This is a genomic window from Stenotrophomonas sp. YJH_SMC_40, from assembly GCF_059368615.1.
In genome coordinates this window covers 281,702-295,264 of sequence record NZ_JCAFRX010000002.1, presented here as the reverse complement: position 1 = coordinate 295,264, position 13,563 = coordinate 281,702, and the positions used below count along the sequence as shown (strand labels likewise).

Annotated in this window: 11 protein-coding genes; 4 read left to right on the top strand and 7 right to left on the bottom strand. The window is 67.8% G+C overall.

The window, feature by feature from the left end; genetic code table 11:
- Window positions 1-61 precede the first annotated feature (61 nt).
- Complete coding sequence (gene glpK, locus AC5P6X_RS04345; RefSeq protein ID WP_005414549.1) at window positions 62-1,561, top strand: glycerol kinase GlpK; 1,500 nt, start codon at window positions 62-64, stop codon at window positions 1,559-1,561.
- Between the two features lie 106 nt (window positions 1,562-1,667).
- On the opposite strand, the gene AC5P6X_RS04340 is transcribed toward glpK, so the two are convergent.
- Window positions 1,668-2,462, bottom strand: a complete 795-nt coding sequence (locus tag AC5P6X_RS04340) for a MetQ/NlpA family ABC transporter substrate-binding protein (RefSeq protein WP_012481327.1) — start codon at window positions 2,460-2,462, stop codon at window positions 1,668-1,670.
- A gap of 26 nt (window positions 2,463-2,488) precedes the next feature.
- Window positions 2,489-3,460 carry a helix-turn-helix transcriptional regulator gene (locus AC5P6X_RS04335; protein ID WP_005411144.1) on the bottom strand — a complete coding sequence of 324 codons (972 nt, stop codon included), beginning with the start codon at window positions 3,458-3,460 and terminating at the stop codon, window positions 2,489-2,491.
- Window positions 3,461-3,541: 81 nt separating this feature from the next.
- On the opposite strand from AC5P6X_RS04335, the gene AC5P6X_RS04330 reads away from it, so the two are divergent.
- Together AC5P6X_RS04330 and AC5P6X_RS04325 are read left to right on the top strand one after the other, a co-directional pair.
- Window positions 3,542-4,144, top strand: a complete 603-nt coding sequence (locus AC5P6X_RS04330; protein WP_049450396.1) for a LolA-like protein — start codon at window positions 3,542-3,544, stop codon at window positions 4,142-4,144.
- 106 nt (window positions 4,145-4,250) lie between these two features.
- Window positions 4,251-5,027, top strand: a complete 777-nt coding sequence (locus AC5P6X_RS04325) for a DUF481 domain-containing protein (protein ID WP_005411146.1) — start codon at window positions 4,251-4,253, stop codon at window positions 5,025-5,027.
- 71 nt (window positions 5,028-5,098) lie between these two features.
- On the opposite strand, the gene hemC is transcribed toward AC5P6X_RS04325, so the two are convergent.
- The 5 genes from hemC to mdoH all read right to left on the bottom strand — a co-directional run bounded on the left by hemC (window position 5,099) and on the right by mdoH (window position 11,004).
- The gene (gene hemC / locus AC5P6X_RS04320; RefSeq protein ID WP_099606025.1) at window positions 5,099-6,010 is read right to left on the bottom strand and encodes a hydroxymethylbilane synthase; all 912 of its coding nucleotides are present in this window, start codon (window positions 6,008-6,010) and stop codon (window positions 5,099-5,101) included.
- A gap of 569 nt (window positions 6,011-6,579) precedes the next feature.
- Window positions 6,580-7,311: a LytR/AlgR family response regulator transcription factor gene (locus AC5P6X_RS04315; protein WP_049450394.1), complete on the bottom strand. Its 732-nt coding sequence runs from the start codon at window positions 7,309-7,311 to the stop codon at window positions 6,580-6,582.
- A gap of 10 nt (window positions 7,312-7,321) precedes the next feature.
- Window positions 7,322-8,365: a sensor histidine kinase gene (locus AC5P6X_RS04310; protein ID WP_171040179.1), complete on the bottom strand. Its 1,044-nt coding sequence runs from the start codon at window positions 8,363-8,365 to the stop codon at window positions 7,322-7,324.
- A gap of 3 nt (window positions 8,366-8,368) precedes the next feature.
- A complete protein-coding gene (locus AC5P6X_RS04305; protein ID WP_049450392.1) occupies window positions 8,369-9,028 on the bottom strand; it encodes an alpha/beta hydrolase in 660 nt (219 codons plus the stop codon).
- A 50-nt stretch (window positions 9,029-9,078) separates the two neighbouring features.
- Window positions 9,079-11,004 (bottom strand): glucans biosynthesis glucosyltransferase MdoH, encoded by a 1,926-nt coding sequence (gene mdoH, locus AC5P6X_RS04300; protein WP_049395441.1) that lies wholly within the window; start codon window positions 11,002-11,004, stop codon window positions 9,079-9,081.
- A gap of 496 nt (window positions 11,005-11,500) precedes the next feature.
- Here mdoH and AC5P6X_RS04295 point away from each other — a divergent pair, with 496 nt between their 5' ends.
- Complete coding sequence (locus AC5P6X_RS04295) at window positions 11,501-13,546, top strand: TonB-dependent receptor domain-containing protein (RefSeq protein WP_108269982.1); 2,046 nt, start codon at window positions 11,501-11,503, stop codon at window positions 13,544-13,546.
- The last annotated feature ends 17 nt before the right edge of the window (window positions 13,547-13,563 follow it).

Here is a 13,563-nt window from a genome sequence, read left to right as displayed (position 1 = left end):
GGTGGCCGCGCGCGACGCGATCGATGCATTAGGATTTCCCCATCGCCACCGGAGACGCTGCATGACGCCCCGCTACGTGCTGGCCATCGACCAGGGCACCACCAGTTCGCGCGCGATCCTGTTCGACCGTGCTGGCGACATCGTCGGCAGTGCGCAGCGCGAGTTCGCGCAGATCTTCCCGCAGCCCGGCTGGGTCGAGCATGACCCGCGCGAGATCCTCACCAGTGTCTATGCCACGCTGACCGAACTGCTCAGCCGCGAACAGATCGACCCGCGTCATATCGCCGCGCTGGGCATCACCAACCAGCGCGAGACCACCGTGGTCTGGGACCGCGCCACCGGCCAGCCGATCCACAACGCCATCGTCTGGCAGTCGCGGCAGAGCCATGCCATCTGCGAGCGACTGAAGTGCGACGGGCATGAGGCACTGGTCCGCGAACGCACCGGCCTGCTGATCGACGCCTATTTTTCCGCCACCAAGGTGCGCTGGATCCTCGACCACGTGGAAGGTGCGCAGCAACGCGCCGAGCGTGGCGAGCTGCTGTTCGGCACCATTGACAGCTGGCTGGTATGGAACCTCAGTGGCGGCCAGGCGCATGTGACCGACTACAGCAACGCCGCACGCACGCTGTTGTTCAACATCCACACGCTGGACTGGGATGACGACCTGCTGGCGCTGCTGGACATACCCCGCGCGATGCTGCCGCAGGTGCGCGATTCCAGCACGGTGTATGCGCACACCCGGCCGCAGTTCTTCTTCGACCACCCGATCCCGATCGCCGGCATCGCCGGAGACCAGCAGGCGGCGCTGTTCGGCCAGGCCTGCTTCCAGCCGGGCATGGTCAAGAACACCTATGGCACCGGCTGCTTCATGCTGATGCACACCGGCACGCAGGCGGTGCGCTCGCGCAACGGCCTGCTGACCACCATTGCCTGGGGCCTGGACGGGCGCGTGGAATATGCACTCGAAGGCTCGATCTTCATCGCCGGCTCGGTGGTGCAGTGGCTGCGTGACGGCCTGCGCATGATCGAGCGTGCCAGCGACAGCCAGGCACTGGCCGCGCAGGTGCCGGACAGCGGCGGCGCGTATCTGGTGCCAGCATTCGTCGGCCTGGGCGCGCCCTACTGGCGCAGCGATGTGCGCGGCGCGATGTTCGGCCTGACCCGTGGCACCCGCAAGGCACACTTCGTGCGTGCCGCGCTGGAGGCGATGGCCTACCAGACCCGCGACGTGCTTGATGCGATGCAGTCCGATGCGGGCATCGCGCTGACCGAACTGCGCGCCGACGGCGGTGCGATCGGCAACGATTTCCTGGCCGGCTTCCAGGCCGACATCCTTGGGGTGCCTCTGCTGCGGCCGCGGCTGACCGAGACCACCGCGCTGGGCGCGGCCTACCTGGCCGGTCTGGCCGTCGGGTTCTGGTCCAGCCGCGAGCAGATCGCCGCGCAATGGGGCCTGGACCGGCGCTTCGAGCCACAGATGGAAGTGGCGCGGCGCGAGAAACTCTATGCAGGCTGGCAGCAGGCCGTGGCGGCCACCCTCGCCTTCCACGTCGACTGAAGGTCGTGCCGGCCGCTGGCCGGCAACCCCATGATCCTTGGCGGCGTTTGCAGATTGCCGGCCAGTGGCCGGCACGACCGCATGGCCAGAACGTCCGTAGCGCCGGTCAGAACGCCGGCAGCACCGCGCCCTTGTACCTGGTCTCGATGAAAGCCTTCACCTGCGGGCTGGTCAGGGCCTTGGCCAGCTTCTGCACGCGGGCGTCGTCCTTGTTGTCCGGCCGCGCGACCAGGAAGTTCACGTACGGCGAGTCCTTGCTCTCGATCGCCAGTGCATCCTTGGTCGGGTTGAGGCCCGCATCCAGCGCGTAGTTGGTGTTGATCAGGGCCAGGTCGACCTGGTCCAGCACGCGCGGCAGCATCGCCGAGTCCAGCTCGCGGAACTTCAGGTTCTTCGGGTTGGCGGTGATGTCACGCAGGGTCGACAGCGCGTTGGCCGGATCCTTCAGCTCGATCACGCCGGCCTTGTGCAGCAGGATCAGCGCGCGGCTGTTGTTGCTCGGGTCGTTCGGGATCACCACGTCGGCACCGTCGCGCAGCTCGGCCAGCGACTTGACCTTGCGCGAATAGGCACCGAACGGCTCGATATGCACGCCGATCACCTTCACCAGATCGGTCTTGCGATCGCGGTTGTAGGCATCCAGGTACGGCTCGGTCTGGAAGTAGTTGGCGTCCACCTGCTTCTGCACCAGCTGGTCGTTGGGCTGCACGTAGTCGTTGAACACGCGCACGTCCAGGTCCACGCCTTCCTGCTTGAGGATCGGCTTGACCACCTCAAGGATCTCGGCATGCGGCACGGCCGTGGCGGCCACCACCAGCTTCTGCGAGGGCTCGCCGGACTTGCCGCAGGCGGTCAGGGCCAGCGCAGCGGCGAGCAGGGGCAGCAACAGGGTCTTCTTCATGGGCGGAGGAGTTCTCGGGGGGAGTGTCAGGATTTTTCGTAGTTGCTCAGGGCCAGCTCAAGCAGCGCCTTGGCCTGCTCGCGCAGCATCACCGGCTCGACGATTTCGGCATCCGAGCCGTAGTGCAGCACGTCCATCAGCAGTTCGCGTGAGACGCTGTACGGCACCTTCAGTTCATAGCGGCCATCGGCAAGGAAGCGGCCCTGCTGCTTGGAGTGCCAATGCTCGTCGGCCACCCAGCGCGCGGCCTTGGCACTGAACAGGATGGTCGCCCAGCCCTTCGGCGCACCGGAGAAGATGCCGTAGCTGGCACCCAGCTGCTCGTCCAGCTCGCTGTCGGCGACGTCACGCGCAGTACTGTCGACCACGCGCGCCTTGTGGATGCGGTCCACGGCGAAGCTGCGCAGGGCTTCGCGGTCATGGTCCCAGGCATCCAGGTACCAGTTGTCGCGGTAATGGGTCAGGCGCTGCGGCGAGACGGTGCGCTTGGTCGGCTCGTCGGTGGAACGGGCACGGTACTCGAACGCCAGCTGGCGGCGCTCCAGCACCGCCGAGGCCACGCTGCGGAAGCTGCCTTCATCGAACTTGCGGCCGCGGTGCGGGATTACCCGCACACGGTCCACCGGCCAGTTGGAGACACCGGCCTGGGCAGCCAGCAGGCTCTCGATACGCTGCTGCAGCGGCGCCAGCACCGAGGACAGCACGCCGCCGCCGGTACGCGCCAGCAGGTGCTGCGAGGCCAGCAGGGCGTGCAGCTCCTCCGAGCTGAGCCACAGGCCAGGCAGTTCGAAGCGGTCGCTCTCGTCGGCCTGGTAGCGGAAGCCGGCCTCGCCGTCGCCCTCGATCGGTGCCATCAGCGCATCGCGCAGGAAGGCCAGGTCGCGGTAGACGGTGGCACGGGAACAACCGAGCTTGTCCTGCAGGGTCGCCACCGTCACCGGATAGCGCGCGGACTTGAGCAGACGATGCAGGGCGGTGATGCGTTCGTATCGGTCCATACCCCCGATTATGTCCGAGTCGCGGGTCTTGTGTGGGACGTTTGGGCTATCGTGGTCGCCCCCACCCCCATGGAATGCCCGATGCGCCGGTTGCCCGCCCTGTCCCTGCTGGTCTGCCTGCTGCTGGCTGCCTGCGATCGCGCACCGGCGCCGGCCAGGACCGAAGCCCCCGTGCCCGCGGCAGATCCGGCCCAGGCCGTACTGGGCGCCAGCCAACGCTTTGCTGCCCTGGGCAGTTTCCATGCCGAGCTGGAGGTGCTGGGCGCGCCGCAGCCGGTGCGCAGTGCCATGGACTTCGTCGCTCCCGACCGCTTCCGGGTGCAGACCCCGGGCGGGCCGCAGACGATCATTGGCGACACCATGTTCCTGCAGGCCGACGGTGCGATCCGCCAGGTTCCCACCCCGCCGGGCCTGCTGGAGCAGTGGCGCAATCCCTTGCCGGCCGACGCCCTGCCTGCCGAGCTGCAGGCCGAAGACCTGGGCAGCCAATCGCTGGATGGAGTTGAGACCCGTCACTACCGCCTGCGCGGCGCGCAGGCCGGCGAACGCCTGGAGTACTGGGTGGACGCCCAGGGCCTGCCACGGCAGATCGTGCGCAGCGGCAGCAGCAATGGCCGCAGTTTCCAGCTGCGCCTGCGCTATTCGCGCTTCAACGACCCGGCATTGCGTATCGATCTGCCCTGAATAGGCGTCCGCGGCAACGTCTGCTGAAGCGCGCCTTGGATCGATTCTGACCGCCATCACGCTTCCAGTATCATCACCGGCTGTCAACCGCTTCGGAGAAGCCCCGATGTCCCTGCGCGTGTCCCTGCTGATCCCCCTGCTGCTGTGCGCGCCGCTCGCGTATGCACAGGATGCCTCCGAACTGGCGGCGATGTCTTCGCCGTGGAGCGGCAGCGGCGGCGAGCTCGGCTTCGCCTCGGCACGCGGCAACAGCAGCACCGAGAGCTTCAACGGCCGCCTGCGCCTGCGCTACACCGACGGCGACTGGGTGCACAGCATGGACCTGGCCGGCCTGCGTTCCAGCTCCAAGGTGACCGAGACCCGCGACGACGGCACCACCACCCGCCGCAACAACACCACCGCCAACCGCTACACCGGCAGTGCCGGCAGCGCGCTGCAGCTGGGCGAGCACCGCCAGCTGACGGCCACGGTGCGTACAGAGCGCGACGACTTCGCCACCTACGACCGCCAGAGCTCGTTCGGTCTGGGTTACGGCACCCGCCTGTGGAACACCGAGCGCTTCTCGTTCGACGCGCAGATCGGCCCCGGTGTGCGCCGCACCCACAGCACCGAGGACGACCGCACCCGCACCGGCATGATCGGCCGCGGCCTGTTCGACATGAAGTACTCGCTGACCGACAACACCGACCTGGTCAACACCCTGCTGGTCGAATCCGGTTCGTACAACACCTTCGGCCAGAACGACTTCGGCGTGTCGGTGAGCATGAACGAGCACCTGGCGCTGAAGGCCGGCTGGCAGGCGCGTTACAACAGTGACGTGGCCGAGGACAAGCGCAAGACCGATACGCTGACCACGATGAACGTGGTCTACAAGTTCAAGTAAGAAACGGGCGCCAAGGGCGCCCGTTCTTCTTCCGGTAGTGCCGGCCGCTGGCCGGCACGACCTGCGATGGCTCAGACGTTCAGCAGTTCGCCGGCACCGGCATCCAGCAGCATCTTCGCCACTTGCTGGCCCAGCGCTTCCGGATCACTGCCTGGGCCCACGGCCTCGGCGCGCACCGCACGGCCGTCGCTGGCGCTGCCAACCAGCCCCTGCAGGTGCAGGTCATCGCCCTGCCACTGCGCGATGGCCGCCACCGGCACGTGGCAGCTGCCATGCAACGCACGGTTCATCGCCCGCTCGGCTTCCACGCAGGCACGCGTGGCCGCGTCATCAAGCGGGGCGAACAACGCCATCAGACGCGCATTGCCACTATCGCACTCCACCGCCACCGCGCCCTGCGCCGGGGCTGGCAGCCACTGCGGCGGTTGCAGGCGCGCGACGATGCGCTCGCCCAGACCCAGACGCTCCAGGCCGGCCACGGCCAGCACGATGGCGTCGTAGCCACCGTTGTCGAGTTTGGCCAGCCGGGTGTTGACGTTACCGCGCAGGTCGAGCAGTTCCAGGTCCGGTCGCAGCGCGCGCAGCTGCGCCTGGCGACGCAGCGACGAGGTCCCGACCCGCGCACCGATCGGCAGCGCGTCCAGCGAGGCGTACAGGTTGGAAACGAAGCCATCGGCGGGATCGTGGCGGGTCAGCATTGCCGGCAACGCGAACGGCGTGTCCAGTTCCATCGGCACATCCTTCAGCGAGTGCACCGCGCAGTCGGCCTCACCGCGCAGCATGGCCAGCTCCAGCTCCTTCAGGAACAGGCCCTTGCCACCGATGGCGGCCAGCGAACGGTCGAGCACTTCGTCGCCGCGGGTGCTCATCGGCACCAGTTCCACATGCAAGCCGGGATGGGCCTGGCGCAGGCGGTCGGCGACGTGTTCGCTCTGCCAGAGGGCGAGCGGGCTCTTGCGGGTGGCGATGCGGACGGTTTCCATCCGGTCATTATCGCGCCTTCGGCGCGGATACGGCCAACGGCGGAGCCCCTCGTGGCTGGTGGAGGGGTCGTGAAAGCAACAGCCGCGCTAGGCCGGGCGGGGTGGGGGCGCGGGGGGCGCCGTGAATCCGTCCGTGGAGGCTTGGCCGCGGCATCCATGCCGCGGACACCCCCGCGCCCCCACCCCGCCCGGCCTCTGACAGCTTCCTTGCGCGTCAGCCACGGAAGATCAAAAGAAAAAAGCAGAAGCAAAAGCAACAGCCGACGGCTTCCGGGGTCAGATCCCTTTTCCGCAGGAAAAGGGATCTGACCCCTCTTCCCTCACCCGATAACAACAATGCCTTTGCCGTCCGACGCGGGAAAAACGAGAGGGTTGGGCCGGGGTGGGGTGGCGGGACCGTTGGCGCCATGGATGGCGCCATCGAGCCCCCATGGATGGGTTTACGGCGTGTCCCGCCCTTCCCGCCTCACCCAACACGCAACAACACAGAGCCGACAATCTGCTGTTGCTGTTGCTGTTGCTTCAGACGTTGCTCGTAAGCAGTCGCGGCCGCAGGCCGCGCGGACCACTCACAGATGCCGCAATTCCTGCTTCAGCGTCGCCACGCAGCGGCGGCTGACTTCCAGCGGCTGCTTGCCATGCCGCAGCACCGCCTGCACTTGACCACTCGAGCCTCGACGCAGCTCCACCAGCTCGTGGCGCGCCACCAGGCAGTTGCGGTGGATGCGGATGAAGCGGCTGGCGAACTCTTCCTCCAGCGACTTCAGCGACTCCTCGATCAGGTCCTCGCCGCGCGCATGGTGCACCACCACGTACTTCTCTTCCGCCTGCAGGTAGTGGATGTCGTCCAGCGGGATCAGCCGCAGGCTGCCACGCAGGCGTGCGCACAGCATGCTGCGGGCCTGCTGCCCGCCGCTGTCCTGCGGCTGGCCGTCGCGGCCGGCCAGGAACGTGCGTGCACGTGCGATCGCTGCGGCAAGGCGTTCGGCGCGGACCGGCTTCATCAGGTAATCGATGGCCGCCGCCTCGAACGCCGACAGCGCATGCGCGTCATAAGCCGTGCAGAACACCACCGCCGGGCGCGGCTCGAAGCTGGCCAGGTGGCGGGCGGCTTCCAGGCCGTCCAGCCCGGGCATGGCGATATCCAGCAGGACCAGGTCCGGCTGCAGCTCCGCGCACGCATGCAGGGCCTGCTCGCCGTTGCCGGCCTCGGCCACCACGTCCACCCCGTCCTGCGCCGCCAGCAGGCTGCGCAGGCGTTCCCGCGCCAGCGGTTCGTCATCGGCGATGACTACCCTCACGGTCGTCCCCTCACTGGATCGGCACTGTCACTTGGCAGGCATAGTAGCCCTCGCTCCAGCCAGCCGTCATCCGCGCGGCGGCGCCGAAGCGCCAGGCCAGCCGATGAGCGATGCTGTGCTGGGCATGGCCGGCACCACGCGCCAGCGCCAACCCCGGCGCCTGCGGATCGGGCGCGGGATTGCGCACGCGGATCTGCAGCTCGTTGCCCTCGCGCACCAGCTGCAATTCGATGGTGCCGCCCTCGGGCAGCCGCGAAATGCCATGCAGCACTGCGTTTTCCACCAGCGGCTGCAGTACCAGCCTCGGCAGTGGCAGGTCCCACGGCAGCGGCTCATCGCGCTGCCAGCGCACCTGCAGACGCTCGCCGAGGCGCAGCGACTCTATCGACAGATAGCGCTCGGCCAGCTCGCATTCGTCACGCAGGGTGGAGTCGCCCTCGCCCGCGCCCAGGGCAGCACGGAACAGATCGGACAGATCCAGCACCGCGCGTTCGGCCACCGCCGGATCGCGATGCAGCAGGCTGGCAATCAGGTTCATGCTGTTGAACAGGAAGTGCGGCCGGATCCGCGCCTGCAGCGCGTCGGCCTGGGCACGCGCGTTGGCCTGCACCTGCGCGGCCCAGCGATCGCTCACATAGAAGTAGCGCAGGGCAAGTGCGGCGATCAGTGCCGTGGTTGCCGCACTGCCCAGGGTGAAGCGCCAGAAGCTGATGCCGCGGGCGAAGTTGTCGCCCAGCACCGCGTACAGTGCATGCACGATGCCGGCACAGACCACGGCGATCAGGGTCGCCAGCACGATCGCCGCGACAGCGCCCAGCACCTGCGGCAGCCTCGACAGTGCCTGCCGCAGGAGGCACAGGCTGGCGGTCACCGCCAGCGCCAGCCACAGCGCGAAGCCGCTGGCCGACAGCAGCTCGCCGAAGGTCCAGTGGCGGCTGCCATCGGGCGCCAGCGCCAGCACCACCACTACCAGCTGGGCCAGGCCAAGCATCGCCGCCAGCCGCGGCAGGCGGCACAGTTCCGGCATCCACGGCGATGTGCTGGCCGGGGGCATGGCTCAGGCAGCGCCCAACCGTTCCTGCAGCCAGTCACCCAGCGCCTGGATCTCTTCGGCGCAGACCTGGTGGGCCATCGGGTAGCTGTGCCACTCCACCTCCAGGCCCAGCGCCTGCAGGGCCTGCGCGCTGTGTACGGCCACCGCCTGCGGAATCACCGGGTCGCTGCTGCCATGGGCCATGAACACCGGCACCTGCACCGCACCGTCAACGCGCCTGGCGCTCTCGGCTTCCGGCAGGTAAGTGGACAGTGCGATCAGGCCAGCCAGTGGCGCGGTGCGCGACAGTGCAGCGGTGAGGATGATCGCCCCGCCCTGCGAGAAGCCGGCCAGGAAGATCTTCTCCGGCGCGACGCCGCGCTCGATCTCACGTGCGATCAGCGCATCCAGCTGCAGCACCGATTCCTGCACGCCGGCCATGTCGGCACGCGAGCGGAAGTCCATCCCGACGATGTCGTACCAGCCGCGCATCGGCACGCCGTTGTTGATCGTGATCGGCCGCACCGGTGCGTGCGGGAACACGAAGCGCAGCGCCGGCCAGTGCGGACGCACCAGTTCCGGCACGATCGGCGCGAAGTCGTGGCCGTCGGCGCCAAGCCCGTGCAGCCAGATCACCGACCACTGTGGCGAGGCGCCGGTTTCCTGTTCCACCGTTTGCAGCATGATGCGGCTCCTTCAAGTTCGAGCCGCATTATGCCGCTGGTGCAGGGCCATCAGTACAGCGGCGGTTGCTCGGCGGCTTCCCGGCGCAGCTGCGCGGCGCGCACCAGCACCGGTGGCGGAATGTTCTCTTCGGGGATGTCGAGCAGGCCGAGGCGATGCAGGAAGGCACCCGGGCCGCGCGAGGAGGTCAGCGCCACCACCGGAACGGCCAGCACCATGCCGATCACCACCGGCGCCATCCAGGCTGCCAGCGACGGCGACACCGCCCACGCCAGCACACCCATGAACGCACCAAACACGCCCAACCCGCCGTAGCCACGGATCAAGGCCATCCACGAGATGCCACCATCGTCACGCTGCTGTGCGTCCCAGCCGGAATCGCGGCCGGACAGCACTTCGGCCACGCCGCGCGACTGCACGTACATCACTACCGGTGCCATCAGTGCGGCCAGCACGGTCTCCACCAGCATCGACACGAACGCACGGATCGCACCGCCGCAACCGCGGCGGTCGACAGGGTCCAGCAGCATCGCCAGATAGCCCAGCACCTTGGGCAGCAGCAGCACCGCCATGGTGGCGGCGAACAGGCGCACCACCTGCTCCTCGTCCTGGGCCCGCCAGTACACGCTGGGTGACAGGTGCAGCAGGGCATTGAAATCGATGCCTTCCTGGAACAGCGGGATCGCAATGCCGATCAGCATCAGCATCGCCCACATCGGCGCGGTGAAGTAATGGCCGATGCCGATCAGCATGTGGGTGCGGCTGATCCAGTGCAGGCCACGGCTGCCGACCACCTTGCCGTGCTGCAGGTTGCCCTGGCACCAGCGACGGTCGCGCACCAGCAGGTCGGTCAGGGTCGGCGGCCCTTCTTCGTAGCTGCCCCCCAGGTACGGCACCATGTGCGCGGCCCAGCCGCCACGGCGCATCAGCGCCGCTTCGACGAAATCGTGGCTGAGCACGTGACCGCCGAACGGCTTGCGCCCCGGCAGCGCTGGCAAGCCGGCGTGGTCGGCGAAGGCACGGGTGCGGATGATGGCGTTGTGGCCCCAGTAGTTGCTCTCGGCGCCATGCCACCAGGCCACGCCACGGGCAATCACCGGGCCGTACACGCGACCGCCGAACTGCTGCATGCGTGCGAACAGGGTGCGGCCACCGATCACCGAGGGCAGGGTCTGGATCAGGCCGACATCGGCGTTGTGTTCCATGCCGGCCACCAGGCGCACGATGCTGTCGCCGGTCATCAGGCTGTCGGCGTCCAGGATCAGCATCTGCGGGTAAGCGCCACCGAAGCGGCGCACCCAGTCGGCGATGTTGCCGGCCTTGCGCCCGCTGTTGTCGCCACGGCGGCGGTAGAACAGCCGCGTCTGGCCGTCCGGCACGCGCTCGCGCAGTTCGGCGAATACCTGCTCCTCGGCGCGTGCGATGTCCTCGCGCCGGGTATCGCTGAGCACGAAGAAGTCGAAGCGTTCGAGCTGGCCGGTGGCGGCCACCGACTCGTAGATCGCCTGCAGGCCCGCCAGCAGTCGGCGCGGATCCTCGTTGTAGGTCGGCATCAGCAGCGCGGTGCGGCTGTGCACGGTCGGCAGCGGCTTGTCCGGGTCGATGCCAAGGCGATAGCCACGGTCGAACACGGCGGTCAGGAAGCCGGCCACGGCGCTGGCGAAGGACAGCGCGATCCAGGCGAACAGGCCGACGAACAGCACCAGCAGGCAGGCTTCCAGCACGCTGATGCCATTGGCCGACAGCACCCGCCACATCATGCGGGTGGCGATGGCGGTCATGGCCAGGGTGCCGCCGAAGATGTAGAACCGGCGCAGGCCGATCAGGCGTGGCGAGGTACGGTGCCGACGGACCTTCAGCTTGCCTTCGCGCAGGGTCTGTTCGGGCATCGGCAGCGGAGATTCGGCCGGCAGCAGCGCCCAGCCGGCGTCGAGCCGGGGCGCATCCGCTTCCGCGTGGATGGTGTGACCCCCCATCACCGCTTACTCCCCACGATCGGCATGGCCGGCCGTCCCGGCCGGGCTGCATGCGCGAAGGTTCCCGGCGCGCCTTCCCGGCGCCCGCACTTGTCCTGGCTGTACCGGCCCTTGGCCGCACAGTCGCTGTCTGTCACTACCGGAACCCACACGATCTCCAACGGGGCGGAATCGAAAATGCGGCCCAGTCTAGGGCGCCGGATGTAAGCCGAGTGCGAAGGTCTACGCCGGGATTTATCCCCATTCAGCAAACAGCAGGCGATGGTGGACCGCGCAGCGGAATGTCGCTTCGTGGCACCGGGTACTGGATCGTAACAAACGCGAACGGTTATCATTTCATTAACCAGGCAGGTCGCCGTCTTCCGTACGGCCGAGACCCACCCAGCTGCGCCGGCCCGAACCGTGCGCCCTACGACCCATGGAAGGGGGGCCTGCCTGCTTGTCTGCGTGTGCCCGTTGCTTCCATCCGGTCCCCCCTCATTCGATGGAAGCCGTCATGTCCCAGCCGTTCCGCTCCCGTTCCGCGCGCCTGCCGCGCACCCGCCTGGCCAGTGCCCTGGCCACTGCCTGCCTGCTGGCCCTGCCCGGCCTGGCCGCTGCAGAGGCCAGCGCCGATGCCTCCACCAAGGACCTGGATACCGTGGTGGTCACCGCCTCGGGCAACCAGCAATGGATCAAGGATGCGCCGGCCAGCATCAGCGTGATCAGCCGCGAGGACATCGCGCGCCAGCCGGTGCACGACCTGGCCACCCTGCTCAGCCGCGTGCCCGGCGTGACCGGTGGCCTCAGTGCGGTTGGCGAGCAGTCCAAGATCAAGCTGCGCGGCATGCCGTCGAACTACACGCTGGTGCTGGTGGACGGCAAGCGCATGGGCAGCTCGGCCTCGACCAACTACCGGCCGGACCTGGGCCGCCAGGACCTGAACTGGATCTCGCCTGACCAGATCGAGCGCATCGAAGTGGTGCGCGGACCAATGTCGTCGCTGTATGGCTCCGACGCCATGGGCGGCGTGATCAACATCATCACCCGGCGCATCGGTGATGACTGGAGCGGCAGCGCCACCCACAGCTATACCCGCCCGGGCGATGGCAAGCGCGGCGACACCCAGCAGATCGGTGCGACGTTCTCCGGGCCGCTCGGCGAGCGCTTCGGCCTGCGCATCGGTGCCAACAGCATGCGCCGCGATTCGGATCGCTCCAATGGCGGTGTCTACGGCAACGCGTATGCAGGCGAGAAGGACCGCAATGTCGATGCGCTGCTGCAGTGGAAACTGAGCGACGCGCAGGAACTGTCGCTCGAAGCCGGCCATGGCGTGCAGCAGGCCTTCATCGACGCTTCGCTGGAAAAGCAGGATGAAGGCGCCTGGGGTGCCAGCGAACTCAAGCGCAGCTCGCTGGCGCTCAACCACGATGGCAAGTGGAGCTTCGGCAATTCGAAGATCAGTGCGTACTGGACCGAGTACAGGAACGACATCGGTGCTACCGGCCGTTCCGAAGCCACCGATACGATCATCGAGGGCAGCCTGACCACGCCGTTCACCCTCGGCGTTGAACACCAGTTCGCCGTGGGCGGCCAGTGGAAGCGCCAGGAGCTGACCAACACCGACACCATCGGCCGCGCGCCGATCGACTATGCCGGCAATGCCGTCAGCGGCTCCGATCTGGAAGTGGATACCTGGGCCCTGTTCGTCGAAGACGAACTGAAGCTGCACCGCACCCTGGCACTGACCTTGGGCGCGCGCCTGGATCACCATGAGAAATTCGGTGGCCACGTCAGCCCGCGCGCCTACCTGGTCTGGCATCCGGCCGAGCAATGGACCATCCGCGGTGGCGTTTCCAAGGGCTTCCGCGCCCCCAGCCTGACCGAGAACTCCGCCAGCGCCGCCACCCAGTCCGGTGGCCGTGGCTGCACCTCGCTGATTCCGCTGGGCTATACCCGCGGCGGCTGCTACATGGCCGGCAATCCGGACCTGGACCCGGAAACCAGCACCAACCGCGAAATCGGCATCAGCTTCGACAACGACCTGGTCGATGCCGGCCTGACCTACTTCCACACCGACTTCAGGAACAAGATCGAGTACGCACCGCTGGGCAGGTTCAACGGCATCTGGTGGACGCGGATGAGCAACGTGCAGCGCGCACGCACCAGCGGCATGGAAGGCAGCTTCAATGTCCGCTTCGGCGAGCACTGGCGCTGGCGCACCTCGGCGACATGGATGAAGGAAGCCAGGAACCTGACCACCGGCCGCAACCTGATCGATACCCCCGAATTCTCGGGCTATTCGTCGCTGGACTGGACGCCCGACGCGGTGTTTTCCAGCAGCCTGTCGGCGCAGTACACCGGCAGGCAGGCCGGCACGGCGACGACCTTCCTCAAGGCCTACACGCTGTATGACCTGACCGCGGCCTGGAACGTCAATGAGGTACTGACCCTGCGTGGCGGCGTCAGCAACCTGGCCGACAAGAAGCTGTATGCGGAAGGCTCCACCGATTACTTCGTGGCCGGGCGCAGCTACTTCCTCAGCATGACCGCGCGGTTCTGACCAAGAGCGTCCGCCGC

What these genes read in the sequence shown, in the direction of transcription:
- glpK (WP_005414549.1), top strand. Translation starts at nt 62, where the DNA reads ATGACGCCCCGCTACGTGCTGGCCATCGACCAGGGCACCACCAGTTCG.
- AC5P6X_RS04340 (WP_012481327.1), bottom strand. Translation starts at nt 2,462, where the DNA reads ATGAAGAAGACCCTGTTGCTGCCCCTGCTCGCCGCTGCGCTGGCCCTG.
- AC5P6X_RS04335 (WP_005411144.1), bottom strand. Translation starts at nt 3,460, where the DNA reads ATGGACCGATACGAACGCATCACCGCCCTGCATCGTCTGCTCAAGTCC.
- AC5P6X_RS04330 (WP_049450396.1), top strand. Translation starts at nt 3,542, where the DNA reads ATGCGCCGGTTGCCCGCCCTGTCCCTGCTGGTCTGCCTGCTGCTGGCT.
- AC5P6X_RS04325 (WP_005411146.1), top strand. Translation starts at nt 4,251, where the DNA reads ATGTCCCTGCGCGTGTCCCTGCTGATCCCCCTGCTGCTGTGCGCGCCG.
- hemC (WP_099606025.1), bottom strand. Translation starts at nt 6,010, where the DNA reads ATGGAAACCGTCCGCATCGCCACCCGCAAGAGCCCGCTCGCCCTCTGG.
- AC5P6X_RS04310 (WP_171040179.1), bottom strand. Translation starts at nt 8,365, where the DNA reads ATGCCCCCGGCCAGCACATCGCCGTGGATGCCGGAACTGTGCCGCCTG.
- AC5P6X_RS04305 (WP_049450392.1), bottom strand. Translation starts at nt 9,028, where the DNA reads ATGCTGCAAACGGTGGAACAGGAAACCGGCGCCTCGCCACAGTGGTCG.
- mdoH (WP_049395441.1), bottom strand. Translation starts at nt 11,004, where the DNA reads ATGGGGGGTCACACCATCCACGCGGAAGCGGATGCGCCCCGGCTCGAC.
- AC5P6X_RS04295 (WP_108269982.1), top strand. Translation starts at nt 11,501, where the DNA reads ATGTCCCAGCCGTTCCGCTCCCGTTCCGCGCGCCTGCCGCGCACCCGC.